Source organism: Ruegeria sp. CG1 (genome assembly GCF_056537265.1).
The window spans coordinates 705,829-728,500 of the sequence record NZ_JBQFRF010000002.1; the positions used below are offsets into that span (position 1 = coordinate 705,829).

Sequence of the window (22,672 nt, forward strand, 5' to 3'; positions counted from 1 at the left end):
TTATCGCCACTATCATCGCGCTACTATCCGTCCTTAGCTTTGTCACAGGAGGTGTTGATCTGGTGAATCCCACCTCTATTCCCGACTAGCATAGAATTCTCGACATTTCTGGCCAAAGTATGGCCAAGTCGAGTTAACGATCCATTAAGGCGGAGAATTGCCTATTCTCTAACAAGCGCCGCGCCCTCCGAAGGGTCGCATACTTGTTGCTTCCGCCAACGATTCACATCACCTATTGATGTCAAAACCAAGAAATATCACTCAATAACAACAAATAAACCTGTCCGGCAGGTGTAGATGGACGACGTCAGCCGTCCACCCCTTCCGGTTTTCCGACGATGGTGAAGTGCAGCCCCTCAGGGTCCAGAAGTTCAGACGCCACCCGGTTCACATCCTCCAGCGTCACTGCATTCACCCTGTCATTGCGGGTCGCAATGTAGTCGATGGGCAAATCTTCCATCTGCATTCCGACCATGATTCCCGCAATCTGGCCATTGCCGTCGAATCGCAATGGATAGGCCCCGGTCAGATAGGTTTTGGCGTCATCCAGTTCCTTTTGGGTTACGCCTTCCGCAGCCGCACGCGCCCATTCCTGCCGGATCACTTCGACCGCTTCGGCGATGCGGTCATTGGCGGATGAGACCGAGCCCAGATAAACCGACGCCAGATCCTTAGGCACCAGATAGGTCGCAACGCCATAAGTCAGGCCACGCTTTTCGCGCACTTCCTGCATCAGGCGGCTTTCAAATCCACCGCCGCCCAGAATGTGGTTCAGAATATAGGCCGCAAAGAAATCGGGATCATCGCGATCAATGCCCGTCTGACCAAACAGGGCGACCGATTGCGGGGTGTTGAAATCTACCACGTTCACGCCGCCGTCGATAGTGACCTCGGCCTTGTCGGGAATCGGCTTTCCCGTTGCTGGCAGGTCAGTCAGTAACTTGTCCAACAGCACGCCCAGTTCTTCGGCTGTGATATCTCCAACAGCACCGACATACAGCCGGTCCTTGGCAAAGACATTGTCATAGGCGGCAACGATATCTTCGCGGGTCAGGCCCGAGACGCTTTCGATCGTTCCTTTGCCGTCCGTGCCATAGGGATGATCGCCATAAGCCATCTCAGCAAAGCTGCGACCCGCGATTTCGTTCGGATCAGTTTGATCTGATTTCAGGCCCGAGATCACCTGACCCCGCACCCGGTCGATGGCATCCTGATCAAAGCGCGGCTGGTGGATCGTGGTCTGCAGCAGGTCAATCACGTCATCACGGTTCTCGGTCAGAAACCGCGCTGAAATTGAGACCGTGTCATCCGTCGCCCGATATTTGAAAGACGCCGCTAGGGATTCTAGCTCGCGCGCGTAGTTGCGCGCATCCATGTCGCCCGCGCCTTCCTCGATCAACCCGCTCATTAGGTAGACCGCGCCGCGTTTTTCCGGATCATCCAGCGACGTTCCTCCGCGAAACCGCAGTTCCAAAGCGGTGAAGGGGATCGAATGATCTTCGACCAGCCAGGCGGTAATGCCACCGGGCGAGGTCACCTCTTTGATCTCAATCTCGGCCCAGGCGGGAAGGGCAATGATAAGCGCGATCAGCGTTGCGATAATCCGTTTCATTGCGTCACCTCATCGTCACGCATCAGCCAACCAGTGACCGAGGTTTCAGGTTGCAGCACTTCACGGGCAGCAGCGATGATCTCTTCCCCCGTCACCGCCTGCAGGATGTCGGGCCATGCTTGCACATCCTCAACCGTCAATCCGCTGGTCAGCGCGCGACCATAGCGGTTGCCGATCCCGTCCACGTTGTCGCGCGCATAGGTCTGAGACGCGCGAAGCTGCATTTTGATACGCTCCAGGTCTTCATCATTCACGCCTTCGGCGATGAAGTCCGCGACGGCCTGATCCATGGCATCCTCGGCCTCTTGCAACGTTACGCCCTGAGCGGGAACAACGATCAGATCAAAGGTCGTGTCATCCAGTGAGACCCCCCGGTAGAACGCACCGGTATAGACCACTTTCTGCTGCTCGAACTGCAGCTTTTCATTCAGATACGAGGTCGTGCTTCCCCCCAGCAGCTCAGCCAAAAGGAACAGGGCGGCGGCCTTCTCCTGCTCACCTGCGTCCCGCTCGGGGGCCAGATAGGTGCGTTGGACATAGGGTTGTGCGACACGCGCATCCTTGAAGGTCAGACGCCGTTCCGCGGTCTGGGGCGGTTCTTGTGAGCGCACCCGCTCGGGCAAATCAGGGTTGGCTGGGATAACACCGTAGTACTGATCGGCCAACGCCCTGACTTCGTCGGGGTCAACATCTCCGGTGACGACCAATATGGCGTTATTGGGTGCATAATGGGTCTGGTAGAAGGACAGGGCGTCGTCCATATCCAACGCCTCCATCTCGTGGCGCCAGCCGATAATCGGCGCTCCGTAACGGTGGTTCAAATATTGCGCTGCATTCATCTGTTCTCCGAACAGAGCGCGTGGATTGTTTTCGGTCCGCTGATTACGCTCTTCCAGAACCACGTCGCGTTCGGTGATGATATCATTCTCGGTCAGGCGGATGTTGCGCATACGATCTGCCTCCATCCGCATCATCAGTTCCAGCCGGTCAGCGGCGACGCGCTGAAAATAGGCGGTGTAGTCGTAAGAAGTGAAAGCGTTGTCATTGCCGCCATTGGCCGCGACAGTGGCTGACAACTCGCCCGCTTCCATTGTGTCGGTGGCTTTGAACAGCAGATGTTCCAGGAAATGTGCAACGCCAGAGGATCCGATCGGTTCATCGGCGGATCCGGCCCGGTACCAGACCATATGCTGAACAACAGGCGCGCGATGATCCTCGACCACCACGACGTCCATGCCGTTTTCAAGCGTAAATGTGGTGACAGCCTCTTGCCCCTCTTTCGCGAACAAGGGGGTGGCGGCGATCAGGGCAGCCGACAGTGCCAGGGCCCGAACCATGGGGCATCCTCCGTTTCATTTCTGATATTCAAACTACGGTGGTGCCGCCGGGGTTCAAGGCCAATGACGGAAAGTTAAGAAGAATTCATTCCAGCGGCGGGGCCGACGGCGTTTCGATCCCACGACGACGCGCCGCTTCATTGGTCGCGTTCGCATCGATTGACTGACGTTCATAGACCTGCGAGTACCGATCAACCGGGAACAGGCGCAGGCGGGTCCAGCGACCGCGATTTTTGCGGAAAGCCGCATCCTCTTCGGCCGTTACCTGACGCGTATTGGCAGGAACGCCATATCTGCTTGAGGCCGTCACAAGCGCCGCATCGCTGGCCGGTATTGCGGTATTCGGGTTCAGCGCTGCCTCACTACCACCCAGCGCCACAACGGCATCCGCTTTGGGGTTAGGATCGGTCAGGTTTGCACCGCCGGGAGTCGGCGCTGGAAGAAAGGCGTAGTCCTTGGGCTGGGTCAGCGGCTTGACGGGCAATACCGAAAATTCATCCGGCCCCGCTCCGGGCGGATCAAGATTGCGCAAACCAATATCGGAACAGCCCGCAACGACAACGGCGAGTGTCAGAACAAGAATGGCGCGTGGCATACGCATCAGTGTCTCCAGCCAGTTTCAGGCGCTTTTATCGCATATCGTCCGGCAGGTCACGAGGGCTTTTTGCCATCGAACAGGACCAATCCCAAAGCTCCCGCAAATATGAACACATCCGCCAGATTGAACACAAAAGGGTTGCTGATCCCGCAGCAGGACATGTTCAAAAAGTCGAGAACATAGCCGTAAAGCACCCGGTCCACGACATTTCCCAGCGCACCGCCGATCAGGAGACCCCCGCAGAATTGTTGAAGCTTCGTAGGAGCGATGCGGCCCAGCCAGATCAGGACGCCCAGGCAGATCGCCACGGAAACCCCGATCAACACCCAGCGGGCGGCCTCACCGTCGCCCTGAAATAGGCCAAAATTGATGCCGCGATTCTCGCCGTATCTGAAAACCAGAAGCGGTGGCAGCACGTCGATATCGCCCTGCGCCACGCGCATTACGTGGACGACCAGATACTTACTGATCTGGTCGATCAAAAACGCCGCCAATCCGGCCCAAAGGATGAACGAACCGCGCATCAGTGACGGAAATGCCGCATGCCGGTGAAGACCATGGCCAGACCGGCCTCATCCGCCGCCGCGATCACTTCATCATCACGCATCGAACCGCCGGGCTGAATAACGCATGTTGCGCCTGCCTCGGCGGCCTCCATAAGCCCATCGGGGAAGGGGAAGAATGCATCAGAAGCTACGGCCGAACCGATGGTCAGCGGCTGGGGCAAGCCCAGCGCATCAGCCATACGCTCGGCTTTCTTTGCCGCGATCAGTGCCGAGTCAACGCGGCTCATCTGCCCCGCGCCGACACCCACGGTCGCGCCGTCTTTGACATAGACGATGGCGTTGGATTTGACATGTTTCGCCACTTTCCACGCGAACAGCAGGTCGCGCATCTGCTCCTCAGATGGCGCTTTTTTGGTGACCACCTTCAAATCATCCATACCAACAAAGCCGTTATCCTTGTCCTGCACCAGCAGGCCACCGGCCACCTGTCGCACAGTTTTACCACCGGCGGTCACATCCGGCAGAGCTTCGGACGTCAGCAGGCGCAGGTTCTTCTTGGCGGCGAAGATCGCCTTGGCCTCGTCTGACGCCCCCGGAGCGATCACAACCTCGGTGAAAATCCCCGTGATCTCCTGCGCGGTTTCCGCGTCCAGCGGTTGATTCAACGCCACGATACCGCCGAATGCCGACGTCCTGTCGCAGTCGAACGCGGCTTTATAGGCCTCAAGCAACGTCGCACCTATCGCTACACCACACGGATTGGCATGCTTGATAATCGCACAAGCTGCCCCTTCGGCCGGGTCGAACTCAGCGACCAACTCAAAGGCGGCATCGGTATCGTTGATGTTGTTATAGCTCAGTTCCTTGCCCTGATGCTGTACGGCCGTCGCCACGCCCGGACGACCCGAGCCATCTACATAGAACGCTGCCGACTGGTGGCTATTCTCGCCATATCGTAAGGTCTGTTTCAGCTCACCGGCAAAGGCGCGGCGTTTGGGCGCCTCAAGCTCCAGCGCATCGGCCATCCAGTTGGACACGGCTGTGTCATAAGCGGCAGTGCGGGCATAGGCCTTTTGCGCCAACCACTGACGGAAGCCCAGAGAAGTCTTACCGTAATTCTCTTCCAGCTGATCCAGCAGCGACGAGTAGTCTTCGACGTCCACAACCACGTTTACAAAAGCATGGTTCTTCGATGCGGCACGGATCATGGCTGGGCCGCCGATATCGATGTTCTCGATACACTCATCATAGGCAGCGCCCTTGGCCACGGTCGCTTCAAATGGGTAGAGATTTACCACAAGCAGATCAATTGCGCCTATACCATGTTCGTTCATCGCGGCGACATGGGTGTCATTATCGCGCAGAGCCAGCAGCCCGCCATGGACCATCGGGTGCAGCGTTTTGACCCGGCCATCCATCATCTCGGGGAAGCCGGTGATCTCGCTGACATCTTTCACCTCCAACCCCGCATCGCGTAGCGCCTTTGCGGTACCGCCGGTCGAAAGCAGTTCAACCCCGCGTTCGGCCAACGCCGTTCCCAGCTCGATCAGCCCGGTTTTGTCGGAAACGGAAAGCAACGCGCGGCGCACGGGGTGAAGGTCGGTCATGGGTCCAAAGGTCCTTTTGGCGTCAGTCGAAAACGGGCTCGTCCCGGTGCGTATCCCGCACGGCATAGGCTGTATCCTGAGCCTTGCTGAGCGTCCACCGGATGCGCGTCGCATACTCCATTGCGCGCCCAGATAGAACGATCTGTTTTGTCGCGCGTGGCTTCAAACGGCCTTTTTCAAGGTAAACGCTTGGTTCAACTGACAACTTTCCAACGCCATCATGGCGGAAAACCCATATCTCACCGCTTTTGAGCGCCATCGACACCGCAGCGCCACCCAGATCAAGTGCCGCATCAACGTCAGGATGCAGGTGAAACCGGATGTCAAAGGCTATCCCCTGCAGACCTGCCCCGTCCATCGCGCGATCGAACTGCCGTTTGGCTTTGTCGGTTGCGGTCAGCAGAATATCCTCGCCCACCAGCTCACGCCCGTCAAAGCGCAGTTCAAGCGTGCGGGCATGGGTCAGGCCAAACACTTTGGCGTAGCCGTCATGACCCACCATAAAGCGGGTGCCTTCGAATGCATCCTCGAAATCCACGGGCACATCCTGCGGGCCATCCACCAATGCTTCCTGCGACGACCCATTTGCGCCTTCTGCAAGCCGGGCGCTGGAATACCCTTCGACGCATAGGGTCGAATGCGACGGGGTCGCGCGCCCTGCCCTGCGCCATTCCTGCCCAAAACTGCCGCCTGATCCACAGTTCACGATCAGAGGACGGCGCCCCGAGGTCAGCTCAAACGCAAGCGAGGATGCGTGGGCGTTGAACGACGCAGCACCTTTGGGAGGCGCGCTGGCATCCACCAGAACCGTGGTTCTCGAGGCGGCCAATCGTGCATAACCCATTGACAGGTCCGAATGCTGCTGCGGCTTGACACCGCTTTGCGCCAGTGCCTGATCCAGCCGCCCTTCAAGCCCACGCCCGCCCCCGTGAAATCTGGCCAGAGATCCATCTGCATGACGCAGATTTCGCAGAGTAGGTGCAATGCGCTTGATCGCCCCGGTCTGAGAGGCAGGCGTGCCTCGGCCAACTTCACCAAGTGCAGCAGAGGTCCAGGCCAGCAGAGTGAAGACCTCCAGCAATTCCTCAGGGTTGCGGGTGAGAATGCCGCCCTCGGCATCGATCTGGCGGTCGCATTCCCGGGCCAGTGCGCGCAATGCGGGATCAGCCAGTTGCTCCAACCCCTCCAGGGCCAAACCAGCCTGAACCAGCCCTGCGAGCGCTTCGAATCTCGGCAATCCTGGTGTTGCTGCTGTCCAGCGTTTGGAAAGAAACCATGTTTGTTGTGCCAAGGAGCGGAAGAAAGCTCTGCTTTGCGCTTCGTCAGCGCCGCGTAGCAGAAATTGCGCGTGGTTGATCCAGCGCATCACCCGACGCCCGGTCAGGTCCGGCGCCCAGCCGGGTCCCTTCCCGCGCCCATGTGCGGTGACCCAGCCCCAGACCCATCGCTGCGCCTTTTCACGGGCGCGCATATCGCCGACGGCTGCCAGATCATCCAGCCAGATGAAACCGTGGCGTTCATCATCAAAATCCGGACTGGGCGCAGCAACATCCCAGAGATCGGTGTCATCCGCCTCGACCAGATATCCAGCGAAAAGGAGATTCCCGGCCACCAGTTGTCGCCCGCGTGCATACGAACCGACGGTGCGCGGCTCAGGCTGGCTGACGAATCCCGAAACCGCCTTCCGCCTTTGGCTCAGGCGCGCGTAAAGGCGGTTCTGAAACCGCATCCAGCGATTGGCCATTGTGTCCGATTCTGACATGACGCTTGCGACTCTGCCCCTTGCGCTCTGCGGGCGCTTGAACACACGATAGACCGGTCCGCGCGTCAAGTCATCGAAAAGCGTCGCCTCAAGCGGATTTGTTCAGACAGGCGATATAGAACCCGTCCATGCTACCCTTGTCCGGCCAGAAATCCGGGCGCAGACGCAAGCCACCTTCTTCTGTAATCCAGTCCGGTTCAACGCCCGCAATCTCAAGCGCCGCACGGTCAATCTGCATATCCGGGTATTGATCCAGCGCCTCTTCGATCTGCACCTCTCCTTCGTCCGGCAACAAGGAACAGGTGCAATATACCAATCGGCCTCCGGGTTTGAGCAGGGTCCAGGCATGGGCCAGCATCCGGGCCTGTAGTTCGATCAATCCCCCGAATTCCGAGCCATCCTTGGCGAAGGGTAAATCAGGATGGCGGCGAATCGTGCCCGTGGCCGAACACGGCGCGTCGAGCAGGATGGCATCATACTGGCCCTGATGGTCCAGCGCATCACCAGCGATCACCTTAGCCTTCAAACCTGTCCGTTTCAGGTTCTCGCGCACCCGCTCCAACCGTGTTTCAGAGATATCCAGCGCCGTGACCTCTGCCTCTACCACAGCCAATTGCAACGTCTTGCCACCGGGCGCGGCGCAAAGGTCCAACACCTTTTCCCCGGCTTTCGGGGCCAGCACGCGCACAGGCAGCGCCGCTGCCGCATCCTGAACCCACCAGTTTCCACGCTTGTAGCCCGGCAAAGCCGACACCTGCCCCGCATCCTGCAAACGGACTGAGCCGGTGGGCAGGGCTTCTCCGCCCGGCGCCTCGGCGCCCGGTTTCAGCGTCACGTCCAGCGGTGCACCATTGAAATGGGCCTGTTCCATACCCTTTACCGCGTCATCGCCCCACGCCATGATCAGAGGATCGCGCAGCCAGTCGGGCAGACGGGGCACGCGCATCTTGGGCCAAGCATCCGGCCCATCGGCGGCAATCTTGCGCAAGACAGCATTCACCAACCCCTTGAGCCGCCCATGCTTGCGCGAACGTCCCACGATCTCGACCATCGAATTGACCACGCCATGCGCGGCCTCGCCCTGACACAGCTCGACCGTTCCAAGCCGCAGTGCGTTATGCACCGTTAGCGCTGGTGTCTGCCGCAGGTGATCGGCCAACAGCCGGTCGGCACGCTCAAGCCCTCGCAGGGTTTCAATCGTCAACCGCTGTGCGCGCGCACGATCCTCGGGTACCAGACGATCCAATGCGCCGGCCGCCAGACACTCAGGTAACAGCCGCCCCTCGCCCAATATCTGATCCAGCAGATAGATTGCACTGCGCCGCGCGGCGGTTGCAGAGTTTGACATGATGCTGAGTGCCTCTCGTGACCTTTGCCCGCATTGCCTTATGCGGACGAGGGCGTATATCAAGGCGCTGAACGGAAAGGAACCCAATGTCATGAGTGACGAGTGCAAAGATTTGCCCCCCGCCGCGCAGCGCGCATTGGCCGAGGCTGAGGAACGTCGCAAAAAGGCCGAAGCGGAAGCCAAGGCGCAGCCCAAGGAACTGGGTGGGCGCGACGGTCCTGATCCGGCCCGCTATGGTGATTGGGAAAAAAAGGGCATCGCCATCGACTTTTGATCAGGCCGCGCCCCGAAGCGCCTGCAGAAAGTCGTCTATCAACGTTCTTTGCCGTTTCGACCTTGCCCGATCCTCGCGCCAGGTCAGCCAATAGCCATCCTTTGTCCGAAGCTCGGGCATATCCAATCTGTGTAACTGACCAGTCTTTAAGCTGCCCGAAGCCAACGGTAGTGAACCCAACGCGATCCCCATGCCCTGACGCGCGGCCGTGATCGCGTGACCTACCGAGTCAAAACTGATCCGGCCAGCCGGTAATTCATCAACCCCCGCTACCTGCGCCCAGTCCTTCCAACCGGGGCGTTCTCCGCGCAAATCAATCAGCGGCGCACCCCAGTTGATGCCGGATGCGGCCATCGGTGCCAGAACTTCAGGCGCAATTAGCTTTGCCTTTCGTCCAGGCCAAACGCCTCTGCCATAGCGGATCTGCAGCCAGGTACGCTCTTCCTCCAATGAGGCCCGGCGCGCCATGGAATCTGTCATCACACGCACATTGGGCTGCGCTTCAAGAAATGCGGGCAAGGCTGGCAGAACCAGCGCGTGGATGTGCGACGAAAGTCCCGCGACCCGAAGCTCGCGCGGAGTTTTGCCGAAAAGATCCTCAGTATTGCGTTCCAGTGCTTGCAGGCTGTCCTGCACCAATGGCAGATAGCTTTCGCCTTCGATGGTCAGCGAAACACCGCGGGCTTCGCGCACAAACAATGACCGGCCCAGCCAAGCCTCAAGATTGCCTATCCGTTGACTGACCGCCGCCTGCGTCAAACCAAATTCGCGCGCAGCAGCAGAAAAACCACCCAGCCGCCCGGCGGCTTCGAACACACGCAGCCAGTCCAATGGAGGTAGTCCAATCTTCTTCTTATCCATAAGATTTTCCAAGTCTCAGAGGCAATAAGGTTTAATTGTAGTAATGTCACGAAGCGCATATCTCCTCAAGCAAAGCCCGCGCCGAACAGGAGAGACCCCATGCTGCGCTCAGCCACTTTCGACCCATCTGTGGTCACTATCGCGTTTTCCGATGATACCGAGGCCCGCTTCCACGCCATTTGGCTGCGCGACAATGCGCTGGACCCCGGGACCCGCGCACCCGGAAACGGGCAGCGTCTGATTACAATCGGCGATATCCCCACCGATATCTCGGTCAGTACCGCCGAGATCCAAAATGGCGATCTGAGTGTTACCTTTCAGCCCGAAAACAAATCCGTGATGTTCCCTGCCGATTGGCTGGCCGATCACGTTTATGACCGCGAACAGGCGCAAGACGTTGGCCGCACCGCATCCGGCGTCACCACATGGGAGCGTGGTATCAGCGCCCCCAGCGGTGACTGGGAAAGGGTGCACACCGACCCGGAGGCTAAGCGCAGCTGGCTGGCTGCCGTCGCGGAGTACGGCTTTGCCAAGCTGACAGGTGGCCCGACCGAGCCGGAATCGCTGCTGAAAGTGGCCGATCTGTTCGGCTACGTGCGCCAGACAAATTATGGCCCTTATTTCGAGGTTCGGACCGAGGTGAACCCGACCAACCTCGCCTATACTGGGTTGGGGTTGCAGGCCCATACCGACAACCCTTATCGCGACCCGGTACCGACACTGCAAATCCTCTACTGCCTTGAGAATTCGGCTGAAGGCGGCGATTCCATCGTTGTCGATGGTTTCCGCGCGGCTGAGCGTCTGCGCGATCTGAACCCCGAGGGCTTCGCCTTGCTTGCAGGCTATCCGGCACGGTTCGAGTATAAAGGTTCGGACGGGGTCTGTTTGCGGTCACGTCGCCCGATGATCGAGCTTTCCCCCGATGGCGAGTTGATCGGCATTCGCTTCAACAACCGCTCGTCTGCGCCGTTCGTGGATGTACCCTTTGACAAGATGGAAGCCTACTATGCAGCCTATCGCCAGCTGGGTGAGATCATTGACGATCCCGCTATGGGCGTGTCTTTCAAGCTGGAACCGGGCGAAAGTTTCATCGTCGACAACACACGCGTAATGCATGCACGGCTGGGCTATTCCGGGGCCGGGTCTCGCTGGTTGCAGGGATGCTATGCTGACAAGGATGGGCTGCTTTCGACACTGGCCGCCATGCAGATGACACAACCGGAGGCGGCGGAATGAAACCCGATTTCTCGACCTTAAACCGGGACAATATCGTGGCCTTTATCGGTGACATCTTCGATCGTCGGGGGGGTGAGGAATATCTGGGGGAACCCGTCACCATGGCCCAGCACATGCTGCAGGGTGCCACGATTGCGGAACAGAGCGGACAGTCTGAAGAAATCATCGTCGGTGCGCTGTTGCATGACATTGGCCATTTTACGTCGGAATTCGGCACTTACCATCCGGACGATACCGAGGACCGGCATCATGAAGATGCGGGTGCAGAGGTGTTGGAGCAGTTCTTTCCGTCGGTCATCACCGATTGCTGCCGATACCACGTGGCAGCCAAGCGGTATCTCTGCGCCACCAAGCCGGAGTATTTCAATCGCCTGTCCGCAGCCTCGGTCCATACGCTGGAACTGCAGGGTGGTCCGATGAGTGCCAAGGAGATAGCCGAGTTCGAGGCAAATCCGAACCTGAAAGAAATCATTCAGGTCCGTTATCTGGACGAAGCGGGAAAACGCGCTGATATGGAGACCCCGGATTTCGCCCATTTCGCACCGATGGTACAACGGATGGTCGACCGGCACATTCAGGCAAGCTGAGACAGCTTTCATCTGCCCGATCGATAAAGCCAAGAAAATTCGTCGAATTTTCTTGGCTCTTGATCCTAAAGCCTACAGCCCCAGAACATCCACCATGTCATACTGGCCCGGCGCCTTGCCTTGACCCCACAACGCGGCTTTGAGCGCCCCACGGGCAAAGATCGCACGGTCAGTAGCCAGATGGCGCAACACGATACGCTCACCGGGTGCCGCGAACAGGACATCGTGTTCGCCGACAATGTCTCCGCCACGAATCGCGTGGAAGCCGATATTGCCGCGTTTTCGCGCACCGGTAATACCGTCCCGGCCCCGATCGGCCACATCCGCCAACTTGACACCGCGCCCTTCTGCGGCAGCTTCGCCCAGCATCAAAGCCGTGCCTGAAGGCGCATCGACCTTGTGATGGTGATGCCCCTCGATGACCTCGATATCGAAATCCTCATCCAGCGCGGCGGCGACCTTCTTGGTCAGCTGAACCAACAGATTTACCCCGAGGCTCATATTCCCGGCCCGCACAATCACGGCATGGCGCGCGGCAGGTTCCAAAGCTGCGATCTGTTCATCCGTCATTCCGGTGGTGCCAATCACGTGAACGCACCGCGCTTGTGCTGCCAGCGCGGCAAACTCGAGCGTCGCCTCGGGCGCCGTAAAGTCGATAACAGCCTGCGCCTGCGCAAATGCCTCCAGCGGATCGTCAGTGACGGTAACACCGAGCGCCTGCCCGCCCATTGCCTGACCCACATCCTGACCGATCCAGTCATGACCCTTACGCTCGACCACACCAACCAGACGCGCCTGATCGCTCTCAGACACGGTCTTGATCAGCATCTGCCCCATACGGCCCGAAGCCCCTGTGATGACGATCCCCGGAATATGGGTCATTGCGCTGGTCCTTTCTAAAGTCGGCTCAAAGCCTCCTAACCCGTTCGCGCCCGCTTGGCAAAGCCCCGCTTTGGGCTTAGATCGGGGGCATGGCAAAGAACAAATTCCACGATGGCCCCGGCCCTTCCCAACGACAGCTGCGCGTCGGCGAACTGATCCGCCGCACCCTGTCCGAGGTTCTGGCGCGCGGAGATGTCCACGACCCCGACTTGAACCGCATGTCGATCACCGTGGGTGAGGTGCGCACCTCGCCCGATCTAAAGATCGCCACCGCCTATGTGCTGCCCTTGGGCGGCAAGGGGCAGGAGGACGTGATCGAACTGCTCGCTCGAAACAAGGGTGAGCTTCGGCGCGCAGTGGGCAAGAAGGTGGGCCTGAAATTCTCACCCGACCTGCGGTTCCGTCTGGATGACACGTTCGACCGTCTGGACGACACCCGCCGTATGTTTAATCAGGACGCGGTACGCCGCGATCTGGACGAGTGATCCGTACCCTTGTCACGCTGTGTGCTGTCCTTTGGGCCGCGCAAGTCTCTGCAGTCACTTGCGAGAAGCTGACTCATGAGGACAAGCGATATACGGTTTGCGAGGTGGATACCTCGGAAGATTTGCGCCTGTTTCTGAACGATGAAAATGGCGATCTGCTGGGTCATTTCTCTTCGGTGAATGAGGCGTTGGAGCCTCAAGGGAAAAGGCTCGTCTTTGCGATGAATGCGGGCATGTACCATGACGACCGCTCGCCCGTCGGCCACTATGTCGAAGAAGGGCAAGAGCAGATGCGCGTGATACCGAATGCCGGACCCGGCAATTTCGGCCTGCTGCCCAACGGTGTGTTCTGCATCCGTGAAAACCGTGCCGATGTGTTCGAGACTTTGGATTTCGTCGATCAGGCGCCGCAGTGCCGCTTTGCGACACAATCGGGCCCCATGCTGGTGATCAACGGAGAGTTACACCCTCGCTTTCTGCCGGATTCAACCTCGCGCTACACCCGAAACGGAGTGGGCACCAGCGCCGATGGCACGCGTGTGGTGTTTGCGATCTCGGACGATTACGTCACTTTCTTTGAATTTGGCAGCCTATTCCGCGATGTATTGAAAACACCGAATGCGCTGTTTCTAGATGGCAACATTTCCCGCATGTATGATCGCGCCAGCAACCGGTCGGATATCGGGTTTTCGCTGGGACCCATCGTGGGTGTCGTCGAGGACGTTCCGGCAAATTGACAGCATCGAAACGATCCGCTAACTCGCGCGCCTCAGCAAGACTCAAGGTGTAGAATGGGACGCAAACGCAAGGGCCGCGACATTTCCGGTTGGCTGGTGGTGGACAAGCCCGCTGGCATGACTTCGACCGCGGTGGTCAACAAGGTGCGTTGGGCGATGGACGCCAAGAAAGCCGGCCATGCGGGCACGCTGGACCCCGAGGCGACCGGCGTTCTGGCCGTTGCGCTGGGTGAGGCAACCAAGACCGTCCCCTACATCACCGATGCGCTGAAGGCCTACACCTTCACCGTGCGGCTGGGGCAGGCCACCAACACCGATGATGCCGAGGGCGAAGTCATCGCTGAAAGCATTGCGCGCCCCTCGGATGAGGATATCAAACAAGCGCTCGGCCCGTTTCTGGGCGATATCAAACAGGTGCCGCCCAAGTTCTCGGCCGTGAAAATCGACGGTCAACGCGCCTATAAGCTGGCCCGAGATGGCGAGGATGTAGAACTGACCGCCCGCCCTCTTTGGGTAGAGGAACTGGTGCTGATCGACCGCCCCGACGAAGACCACGTCGTGCTGGAGATGACCTGTGGCAAAGGTGGCTATGTCCGTTCCATTGCGCGTGATCTGGGTGAGGCGCTCGGCTGCCACGGCCACGTGAAAAAACTGCGCCGCATCTGGTCCGGCCCGTTTGAGGCCGAGGATGGCCTGACCATCGAACAGATCGACGAAATGGCCAAAACCACCGCATTGGATGATTATCTGCATCCGCTGGAAACCGGCCTGTCGGACCTGCCCGAGCTGAAATGCACCTCTGAAGGAGCCAACCGTCTGCGGAATGGCAATCCGGGCATGGTGCTGGCCTCTGACGTGGAATACGGCGACGAGGCCTGGGCCTCGCTGGATGGCAAGGCCGTGGCCGTAGGAATTTACAAGTCGGGCGAATTGCACCCAAGCCGCGTCTTTGCCGCCAACTGATGACTGTTCAGGCGGCGATACGCAATTTGTGACCCAGTCGAAGTATCTCGGACACCAGTAGATCCAGATCCTGCTTTTGCGTGCGGTGATTGTTAACCGCCACCCGTAGGCAATGCGCCCCCTGAACCGTTGTATCCGACAAAACCGCAGTGCCTTCCTCTTGCAGGCACAACATGATTTCGCTGTTAATCGCACGCAGAGTTTCGGGGCTGAGACCGCCCGGGTCATAGCGGAAACAAACGATGTTTATATTGGTGGGGAACATCAAGGTGAGGTCATCCTCTGCCTCGATCAGCGAAGTCAGATAACGCGCCTTTTCGATATCCTGATCAATGAGCCTGCCGAATTTCTGAACGCCGTGCTCCTTCAAGGACATCCAGACCTTGAGCGCTCGAAACCCACGCGAAGTCTGAATGCCGTAATCGTGCAAAAACGCCGCCCCGGCGACGCCTCGGGATTGCGGTTCCAGGTATTCCGGGGTCAGAGTAAATGTCGCGTGGTGGGCATCATGGCTTCGCACCAACGCGCAACCCACTTCGAAAGGCGCATGTAACCATTTGTGTGGGTCGAGCGCGACGGAATCCGCGCGTTCGATGCCGGACACGCGCCAACTGTTATCATGGGCGATTGCAATTAACGCACCGATACAGCCGTCAACATGAAACCACAGGCCTTCCTCGCGGCAGAAATCGGCAATCGCCGACAAGTCGTCTATGGCGCCTGTGTTCACGGTTCCGGCGGTGGCAATCACACAAGCGGGGTTAAGGCCGTCTGCGCGATCCTGCGCGACCATGCCGGCAAGCGCTTCAAGATCCATCGTCAAATCGTCTTGCGTAGGAACACGCCGCAGCGCCTTGTTGCCCAGACCCAGTGTTTCGAGCGACTTTTGGTGACAACTGTGCATCTGATCCGATCCGTAATACCGCATCGGCTTATCCATGGCGGCGATGCCCTCTTCGCGCATGTCGATCCCGGATTTGACGTTGCGGGCCACCGTCAGCCCGATCAAGTTTGCCACGCTGCCGCCGCTGACCAATGTCCCACTGGCCCCTTCCGGCAGACCGATCATCTCGCGTAGCCAGTCGACGACTTGTCGGTCGATCAGGGCTGCCGCATGATTCCCTCCCCCTAGGTTCGATCCCTGAACCGCAGCCAGAAAATCCGCCATCGCGCCAGTGAAATTGCTCGCGCCCATATACCAGCCCCAAAACCGGGGATGAATATTGCCCATTGGATACTGCATGACCTGAGACTGGACATCATCCATCAAATCACCCAACGGCATACCCTGCTGAGGTGCAGGCGTTTCGAACCCGTTGCGTATCGCAGTCGGCATATCTTTCCATATCGACCTATCACGCACATCACGCGTATGATCCAACGCCATATCCAACATCTCATGTGCTAATTTGCGGGTCTGCTCCCAATCCGCCGGATCCAATGTCTCGAATGTCATGTCTTCCCCCCAGAATAAGCCGTTCAAATGAAGGCAGGTATAGCACAAGTTAAGGATCAGGACATCGCCCCTTGTAAACGGGCCTAATTCCAGCCAAACCCGACTGCATGATCACCCGTTCTCACACCAAGGGCGACGCGCCCTCGACTGCTATCTACTCCGATTGCGAAAAATACCGCTATAGCCTGACCCGTATCTGGAACCCGGCGGGCCGCAAGGCGTTGTTTGTGATGCTGAATCCGTCGACGGCGACCGAGGTGCAGAACGACCCCACGGTGGAACGTTGCGAGCGTCGCGCACGCACACTGGGTTTCGGAGCTTTTCAGGTCACCAATATCTTTGCCTGGCGCGACACTGATCCGCGCAAGATGCGAGCATCTGCAGATCCGGTGGGGCCTGAGAATGACGCAGCCATCCTAGACGGCGTGGAATGGGCGGATCAGGTCATCGCCGCCTGGGGCACCCATGGCGCACATCTGGAACGCGGCCCCGCAGTTGAGGACTTGCTGCGCGGCACGGGCCAGCCCTTGTTCCACCTTGGGCTGACCAAGGACGGGCATCCGAAGCATCCTCTCTACATTGCGTACACTCAGCAGCCCGAACCCTGGTGATAAAGGATTAACCACGCTCTCAGCTTCGCTTTGACCAAGCCATTGTTTGCATGAGATGTTTTACACTCGGAGCCATTGTGCTTGCGGAGGGTAGATATGTTTCTGATCGGATTATTCGGAATGGCCGCCATGGGTGGTGCGGCCTACGCAATCAGCGACGTACTTGTGCCAGAAGACAAAGGCGACAACGAGGATGAAGACGATCGCATCGAGGAAACGGTCGACGACGACCTGTCGGAAGGCAATTTGCTTGACGCGGACGAGAATATCGACGAGCCCAGCTCTGCCGAGGAAACCCGCTCTGACACTGGTGAGATTGTGTCCGAGTATGAAGGCGATCTGGTCATTGCGGGCGATGAGGATGCGGATGTTCTGACCGGGCAGGAAGGCAACGATCAGATCAACGGATATGGCGGGGACGACTGGATCGACGGCGGCGCTGGCAACGACGTGTTGTATGGTGGTGGTGGCGGGGACGTCCTGTTTGGCAACCTCGGGAATGATGTGCTCCATGGTGAATATGGTGACGACGCGTTGGACGGAATGTCAGGAAATGACGACCTGTATGGTCATTTCGGAACAGATGATCTGAGCGGCGGTGATGGGAATGACCGGCTTTTTGGTGGTCAGGGCGATGACACGTTAAGCGGCGATGACGGCGACGACGCGCTACAAGGCGGAGATGGCGACGACTACCTTGTTGGGGGTGCCGGTGAAGACGCCCTGTTTGGCGGAGATGGTGATGACATCTTGTCCGGAGAAGATGGCCTGGACGAGCCTGCGCGCGACTTCCTGAACGGGGGCTCTGGGGACGACGTCATTCTTGCCGAAGACGGCGATGTGGTCACAGGTGGAGAGGGTGAGGACGAGATCGTTGTGCAGTCCGACCCCGAGCAGGAAGCCACGACAATCATGGATTTCCAGATCGGTCACGACAAGCTTCTGATCACCTGGGACAACCCGGAAGAACCGGAATTGACGATCGAACAGGACAGTCAAAACAACAGCTTGACCCATGTTCGGGTCAATGGCGAAGACGTCGCTCAGCTTTTTGGCGCAGAGGGTCTGACTGTTGAAGATATTCAGTTTGTGACCGAAGCCCAGTTGGAGCAGTACGCCTTCACTAGTTGAGCCTGCAGAATCCCTTTGCCATTTGCGGTGAATGCGCCTATACGCGCCCATCCGCATCGGAATCGGTGCGGTTTTCTCCATGGGCCTGTGCTGGACGACATCCCGGCCTGCGCCATCAACTCTAACCTTTAAAGGAGACCCCGATGTCGATTACTGCCGCTGATAAAGCACGCGTCATGAAAGAATTCGCAACCAAGGACGGCGACACTGGTTCGCCTGAAGTCCAGGTTGCTATCCTGACCTCGCGCATCAACACCCTGACCGAGCACTTCAAAACCCACAAGAAAGACAACCACGGGCGTCGTGGTCTGCTGAAGATGGTTGCTCAGCGCCGTAAGCTGCTGGACTATCTGAAGGGCAAAGAAGAAGCACGCTATCAGGACCTGATCAAAAAGCTGGGCATCCGCCGCTAAACGCGTTTTGTTCATGTTGTACAGGCGCTGAGGCCCTGTTCGTACAAATTGTACATCTTGTACGCCCGCCATTTGGTGGGCGTATTTGTTTTGGTCACTGTCTAATCTAGTGAACTGTGCGGCGCGCGAATTTCCCGCCATGTTCATGAGAGACGGCACACACATACCTGCGGCCCAAACCTTACCGCTATGCAAAGAAGCGCAAACTTTTTTAACTTCCTGTGAACCACTTCACTGAACGCGGTCAAAGATTGCGCCATTCTGAGGATGTTAGTGAGTAGGCGCTTCTTTTGTTTCGAGCGTCAGGTTTTTCATAGTCCTCCCTTTTTTACTGGGCGTGCCTGTAGCGGGCGCGCCCATTTTCGTTCGGGACACACTGATGAAACCTACTTGCCCTTGGTATCAAGCGCCTGAACGCCGGGATGGTGAAACAGTTTCGCCATCGCAATCAATGCCAGTACACCGCAGATGACCGCGAGCACGAAAGGCATCCGCAAATTGATAGCCATGAGGGACCCGCTGAGGGCCGTAATGGTCCCGGAGCCCAACGCGTAGATGGCGACTGTCACACCCATGACCCAACCTTGCTCGGTTGGGCCGACGCTCGCGGAAAACAACGAAAGCATGGTCGGGTACATGATCGCGAACGCGATGGTTATCGGAACAATCAGGACATAGGTCAGATCGGCCATGGGGTTCAGCATGAAGGCCAATATCCCAAGTGCCATCGCTGCAATGGAGACATACAGAATCGGAAACTTTTTGTACCGCTCGTGCAGCGGCGCGGTGAGGTAGGCACTGCCAAAGGCCATGGAGCCTCCGAACACGGCGAGGGCCATGCTGTTTTGAAGCGTACTGAACTTGAACCGGGTCAGCAGATACGTGTCGATGAAGAAGAAAAACGCATTCAGGCACATCAGCGAGAACAACATGACGACCGAAAGCCGCAAAACGACCGGGTGCGAGAAGACTTTCCACAGGTTCAAAACAACATCTAAAAGCCCGAAGTCAATTTTTTGTCTTTTGAAACCGGGTTCGGAGAAGAAGAACAGAATCAGTGCCATGTTGATCAGGATCAGGGCAATGGCGACGTAGAAAGGCAGTTCCAGTGACGCAAATGACCCCATCAGGTTTTGGTCGCTGAGCAATCCTGAAATCAGTGGCCCCCCGAGCAGGCCCAGCGCGGATGCCGCAACAATCATCCCGAGGTTTTTTGATTTCTCCTGATCGTCATGGCTGATGTCGATCAATGCGGCCTGCGCAATGGGTTGGTTGGCCGTCGTAAACCCGGAAATGGCGCGCCCCAAAAGCAACAGCCAATAGCTGGACGTCATGATCGCGGCCACAGTCAGAACATAGCCGATCAGGGCACCGGTAAGGCAGATCATGATGCCTGTTTTACGCCCGATATAGTCCGACAACTTGGCGATGAAGGCCGCCCCGAAAAAGTAGAACAGAAAGAAGACGACAATCAGTATCGTATAGTCGAGCTGGCGGATATTCGTCGCTGTTCCATGTGCGAGGAAAGCCTGGTGTGGATCCAGCAGGATCGTGTTGAAAATCGGCACGATCAATCCAAAACCCATCACGTCAATGAAAACGACCAGCAACAGAGACAATCGTGAAAGGTTCATAACAGCTTCCTCATTACGGTCCCGGAATAATCCAATTTCAAAACGTCGAGGGGGCCGGCCACATCACAAGAAACACGCGCTGCGCCAAGATTTGCCCGGAGTCAGGGTATGAGCTCTTTTGTTTTCTGTCCAATTTGGCGCGGCGACGGGCGGTATCCGGGGGGCTGACCTTGGGTTTCGAATTGTGACGCCGCGTCGCGAAAGTCGGGCCCTAGGTTAGAAGGTTGACGTAAGCGTAAGAAGTGCCGTGATTTTTTTCCAAGCGGTCAAAAAAATGATGCAAACAGCAGATTTCTTCCCCCTTTCTCGGCACCCCATTTTTCTTACATGGACGGTGTCGCTGCGGGTTCACACTCACGGAAGTTGGTCTTTGAGCCCTTCCCTCAAGTGGCTTGGACCTGACCCGCAGCGGCAAGGATTTGATGACCATATGTTGCGGGAGTTGAATGATGCCATTGAAGACAATTCTGAGCCGGGTGTTTGCAACCAAGATGTCTGAGACGTCCAACGCCACAAATGCGCGGTCGATTTTGAATAATCCCTACGACCATAAGAAGGCAATTTCGAAGGTTGAGACAGCGGCGGTTCTTCGCGGGATCCTAGAAGATGAAAAGATGGAATATCCAACCCAAGGCAAACGCGAGGATTCGCTGCACTGACCGCCGTTTGGTACGCTCCCGACGACTGCTGCATGGGCACGCGCTACAGGGGCCGCTCCGGACCAAAAACGCCCGCCGAATTGGCGGGCGTTTCGGTTTTCTCAGGATAATCCCAGTTACATCTTGGCCTTTTCTGATTTAAGCGCCAGCCACAGGCAGTAGCACATGATCAGAACCACCAAGGTAAACGGAATTCCAGTCGACACCGCTGCCCCTTGCAAGGCAGAGAGACCTCCGCCCAGCAGCAGTGCGATTGCGACGAGGCCTTCAAGCGTGCACCAGAACACGCGTTGCACAACCGGTGCGTCCATCTTGCCGCCTGCCGTGATCGTATCGATCACCAGCGAGCCTGAGTCCGACGATGTGACAAAGAACACAACGATCAGGATCAGAGCGATCGGGGCAATGATGCCGTAAAGCGGCAGCTCTTTCAGGAAGCCGAACAGCGCGCCCTCGGGGGCATAGCTTTCGATCACTGTGGCGCGGACGCCCTCTGCTCCGCCTGCGTTCAGCATGTCAATTGCGGCGCCACCAAAGGTCGACATCCACAGGGCGCAAACCGCAGTGGGTGCCAACAAGGCGCAGATCACGAACTCACGCACCGTACGACCTTTGGAAATGCGGGCGATGAACATGCCCACGAAAGGTGACCACGCAATCCACCAGGCCCAGTAGAAGGTTGTCCAGCCGTGGAAGTAGCTGGTGTCTTCCCGACCGAACGGATTGGACAGGGCCGGTAGATGGGTCACGTAATCCACCATCACGTTGAAATACCGTGCAATGGCGGTTCCGACACCGGTAACTACGATGACGAAGATGAACAGTCCTACGGCCATGATCATGTTGATCTCACTCAACCGTTTGACTCCTGCATCCATGCCCATCAGGACCGAGCCCAGTGCGATCATCGTAATGCCTATGATCAGCAGGACGGTGACGGTGGGGCTGGGTTCGATGCCAAAGACCTCATACAGCCCGGCGGCCACCTGTTGTGCGCCCAAACCCAATGATGTGGTCAGGCCGAAGAGGGTCGCGAATACTGCCAGAGTATCGATGATGTGGCCCCACCAGCCCCAGACGCGCTCGCCCAGGATCGGATAAAAAGCCGAACGCAGGGTCAATGGTAGCCCGAGATTATAGCTGAAGATTGCAAGCGCCAGACCAACGGCCGCATATACAGCCCAGCCTTCGAGACCCCAATGATGGATCGTGCCGACAATGCCGATGTATTCGTTACCCGGCACAGCGATATCGATGCCCAGCGGGCGGGCGTTGCCGTCTTCTGCAAAGTTGTAATAGACCGGCTCCATCACGCCGAAGAACAACAGCCCGATGCCGATCCCGGCCGCGAACATCATCGCGATCCATCCGGCGTAGGAATAGTCGGGTTTGGCGTCCTTGCCGCCGATCCGCACCTTGCCCACAGGCAAGATGATCAGCACCAGACAGAACAGGGTGATTGCGTCAACCGACAGCACCAGAAACCAGTCAAACGTGCTGGTCAGCCATGGCCGGAGCCAGCCAAAGAACGTGGCTGCGGATTCCTGATTTGCCAGCGCGATCAGGACGAACGCAAAGATCAGGATACTAGAGATCAAAAAGACCGGGTTATGGATGTCCAGACCGAAAGGCCGGACATTGTCCTGCCCCAGCTCATATTCGGTCTCAAAGTCATAAATCCGGGGATCCGGATCCAGCATTTTCTTGGTTTGTGCCATGCGTCTGCCCTTCTGTTCGCTACGTGCAAACGCCAAGGTATTCGACCGGCGGACGGAGGTGATATTCGTATTCCCTTGGCGCGTTTCCGTCGTTTCGACCGCAGGTATGGTGGTTTCAGCCTATACGGATACTAAATTTTCACCAAATATATTCGATTTCGCGAATAATTAGGCGGTGGGAGCGACCGAATTAGCTTTCAGAGCTGCAAATATCCTGTTATTCAACCAAATGGTTGACTGAAACGGAAAAGGCAT

At 57.8% G+C, this 22,672-nt stretch carries 22 protein-coding genes; 10 read left to right on the forward strand and 12 right to left on the reverse strand.

The window, feature by feature from the left end; genetic code table 11:
- Nucleotides 1-307: 307 nt before the first annotated feature.
- The 7 genes from ACR0AU_RS08835 to ACR0AU_RS08865 all read right to left on the reverse strand — a co-directional run bounded on the left by ACR0AU_RS08835 (nt 308) and on the right by ACR0AU_RS08865 (nt 8,770).
- Nucleotides 308-1,612 carry a M16 family metallopeptidase gene (locus ACR0AU_RS08835; RefSeq protein ID WP_480795569.1) on the reverse strand — a complete coding sequence of 435 codons (1,305 nt, stop codon included), beginning with the start codon at nt 1,610-1,612 and terminating at the stop codon, nt 308-310.
- Nucleotides 1,609-2,949, reverse strand: a complete 1,341-nt coding sequence (locus ACR0AU_RS08840) for a M16 family metallopeptidase (protein WP_480795570.1) — start codon at nt 2,947-2,949, stop codon at nt 1,609-1,611. The genes ACR0AU_RS08835 and ACR0AU_RS08840 overlap by 4 nt, the downstream gene beginning before the upstream one ends.
- 85 nt (nt 2,950-3,034) lie before the next feature.
- Nucleotides 3,035-3,550 (reverse strand): DUF3035 domain-containing protein, encoded by a 516-nt coding sequence (locus ACR0AU_RS08845; protein ID WP_170466572.1) that lies wholly within the window; start codon nt 3,548-3,550, stop codon nt 3,035-3,037.
- 50 nt (nt 3,551-3,600) lie between these two features.
- Nucleotides 3,601-4,071, reverse strand: coding sequence for a signal peptidase II (gene lspA, locus ACR0AU_RS08850; protein ID WP_170566969.1), 471 nt, complete (start codon nt 4,069-4,071; stop codon nt 3,601-3,603).
- The gene (gene purH, locus ACR0AU_RS08855) at nt 4,071-5,660 is read right to left on the reverse strand and encodes a bifunctional phosphoribosylaminoimidazolecarboxamide formyltransferase/IMP cyclohydrolase (protein WP_170733896.1); all 1,590 of its coding nucleotides are present in this window, start codon (nt 5,658-5,660) and stop codon (nt 4,071-4,073) included. Before purH ends, lspA begins: the two co-directional genes overlap by 1 nt.
- Nucleotides 5,661-5,682: 22 nt before the next feature.
- Entirely contained in the window at nt 5,683-7,422 is a 1,740-nt protein-coding gene (locus ACR0AU_RS08860) for a heparinase II/III family protein (protein ID WP_480795571.1), read from the reverse strand.
- 88 nt (nt 7,423-7,510) lie between these two features.
- On the reverse strand, nt 7,511-8,770 hold the full coding sequence (locus ACR0AU_RS08865; RefSeq protein ID WP_480591490.1) for an RsmB/NOP family class I SAM-dependent RNA methyltransferase: 1,260 nt from the start codon (nt 8,768-8,770) through the stop codon (nt 7,511-7,513).
- Between the two features lie 91 nt (nt 8,771-8,861).
- On the opposite strand from ACR0AU_RS08865, the gene ACR0AU_RS08870 reads away from it, so the two are divergent.
- The gene (locus ACR0AU_RS08870; protein ID WP_170515029.1) at nt 8,862-9,044 is read left to right on the forward strand and encodes a DUF1674 domain-containing protein; all 183 of its coding nucleotides are present in this window, start codon (nt 8,862-8,864) and stop codon (nt 9,042-9,044) included.
- Here ACR0AU_RS08870 and ACR0AU_RS08875 read toward each other — a convergent pair whose 3' ends face one another.
- A complete protein-coding gene (locus ACR0AU_RS08875; protein ID WP_480795572.1) occupies nt 9,045-9,905 on the reverse strand; it encodes a LysR family transcriptional regulator in 861 nt (286 codons plus the stop codon). It lies immediately after the preceding gene.
- A 99-nt stretch (nt 9,906-10,004) separates the two neighbouring features.
- Here ACR0AU_RS08875 and tmpA point away from each other — a divergent pair, with 99 nt between their 5' ends.
- Complete coding sequence (tmpA, locus tag ACR0AU_RS08880) at nt 10,005-11,141, forward strand: 2-trimethylaminoethylphosphonate dioxygenase (protein ID WP_480795573.1); 1,137 nt, start codon at nt 10,005-10,007, stop codon at nt 11,139-11,141.
- Complete coding sequence (gene tmpB, locus ACR0AU_RS08885) at nt 11,138-11,728, forward strand: (R)-1-hydroxy-2-trimethylaminoethylphosphonate oxygenase (RefSeq protein ID WP_170733901.1); 591 nt, start codon at nt 11,138-11,140, stop codon at nt 11,726-11,728. Before tmpA ends, tmpB begins: the two co-directional genes overlap by 4 nt.
- Nucleotides 11,729-11,800: 72 nt before the next feature.
- On the opposite strand, the gene dapB is transcribed toward tmpB, so the two are convergent.
- Complete coding sequence (gene dapB / locus ACR0AU_RS08890; protein ID WP_170733902.1) at nt 11,801-12,610, reverse strand: 4-hydroxy-tetrahydrodipicolinate reductase; 810 nt, start codon at nt 12,608-12,610, stop codon at nt 11,801-11,803.
- A gap of 89 nt (nt 12,611-12,699) precedes the next feature.
- Between dapB and rbfA the strand changes: the two genes are divergently transcribed.
- From rbfA to truB, 3 genes are read left to right on the forward strand one after another with little or no spacing between them, the layout of a single operon-like run.
- Nucleotides 12,700-13,095, forward strand: a complete 396-nt coding sequence (gene rbfA / locus ACR0AU_RS08895) for a 30S ribosome-binding factor RbfA (RefSeq protein ID WP_170408494.1) — start codon at nt 12,700-12,702, stop codon at nt 13,093-13,095.
- Nucleotides 13,092-13,832 (forward strand): phosphodiester glycosidase family protein, encoded by a 741-nt coding sequence (locus ACR0AU_RS08900; RefSeq protein ID WP_170664267.1) that lies wholly within the window; start codon nt 13,092-13,094, stop codon nt 13,830-13,832. Before rbfA ends, ACR0AU_RS08900 begins: the two co-directional genes overlap by 4 nt.
- Before the next feature lie 54 nt (nt 13,833-13,886).
- Nucleotides 13,887-14,795: a tRNA pseudouridine(55) synthase TruB gene (gene truB, locus ACR0AU_RS08905; RefSeq protein WP_480795574.1), complete on the forward strand. Its 909-nt coding sequence runs from the start codon at nt 13,887-13,889 to the stop codon at nt 14,793-14,795.
- A 7-nt stretch (nt 14,796-14,802) separates the two neighbouring features.
- On the opposite strand, the gene ACR0AU_RS08910 is transcribed toward truB, so the two are convergent.
- The gene (locus ACR0AU_RS08910; RefSeq protein WP_170626774.1) at nt 14,803-16,251 is read right to left on the reverse strand and encodes a pyridoxal-dependent decarboxylase; all 1,449 of its coding nucleotides are present in this window, start codon (nt 16,249-16,251) and stop codon (nt 14,803-14,805) included.
- Between the two features lie 107 nt (nt 16,252-16,358).
- On the opposite strand from ACR0AU_RS08910, the gene ACR0AU_RS08915 reads away from it, so the two are divergent.
- From ACR0AU_RS08915 to rpsO, 3 genes are all read left to right on the forward strand, one after another.
- Nucleotides 16,359-16,862: a DUF1643 domain-containing protein gene (locus tag ACR0AU_RS08915; RefSeq protein WP_170513974.1), complete on the forward strand. Its 504-nt coding sequence runs from the start codon at nt 16,359-16,361 to the stop codon at nt 16,860-16,862.
- Between the two features lie 96 nt (nt 16,863-16,958).
- Nucleotides 16,959-17,993 (forward strand): calcium-binding protein, encoded by a 1,035-nt coding sequence (locus ACR0AU_RS08920; protein WP_170637138.1) that lies wholly within the window; start codon nt 16,959-16,961, stop codon nt 17,991-17,993.
- A gap of 143 nt (nt 17,994-18,136) precedes the next feature.
- Nucleotides 18,137-18,406 carry a 30S ribosomal protein S15 gene (gene rpsO / locus ACR0AU_RS08925; RefSeq protein WP_050605082.1) on the forward strand — a complete coding sequence of 90 codons (270 nt, stop codon included), beginning with the start codon at nt 18,137-18,139 and terminating at the stop codon, nt 18,404-18,406.
- Nucleotides 18,407-18,792: 386 nt separating this feature from the next.
- Here the strand turns inward: rpsO and ACR0AU_RS08930 are convergent, their stop codons facing one another.
- Nucleotides 18,793-20,040 carry an MFS transporter gene (locus ACR0AU_RS08930; protein WP_480795575.1) on the reverse strand — a complete coding sequence of 416 codons (1,248 nt, stop codon included), beginning with the start codon at nt 20,038-20,040 and terminating at the stop codon, nt 18,793-18,795.
- A gap of 449 nt (nt 20,041-20,489) precedes the next feature.
- Between ACR0AU_RS08930 and ACR0AU_RS08935 the strand changes: the two genes are divergently transcribed.
- On the forward strand, nt 20,490-20,699 hold the full coding sequence (locus ACR0AU_RS08935; protein WP_170408501.1) for a hypothetical protein: 210 nt from the start codon (nt 20,490-20,492) through the stop codon (nt 20,697-20,699).
- 116 nt (nt 20,700-20,815) lie between these two features.
- Here ACR0AU_RS08935 and ACR0AU_RS08940 read toward each other — a convergent pair whose 3' ends face one another.
- Nucleotides 20,816-22,417, reverse strand: coding sequence for a BCCT family transporter (locus ACR0AU_RS08940; RefSeq protein ID WP_170394697.1), 1,602 nt, complete (start codon nt 22,415-22,417; stop codon nt 20,816-20,818).
- Nucleotides 22,418-22,672: the final 255 nt, after the last annotated feature.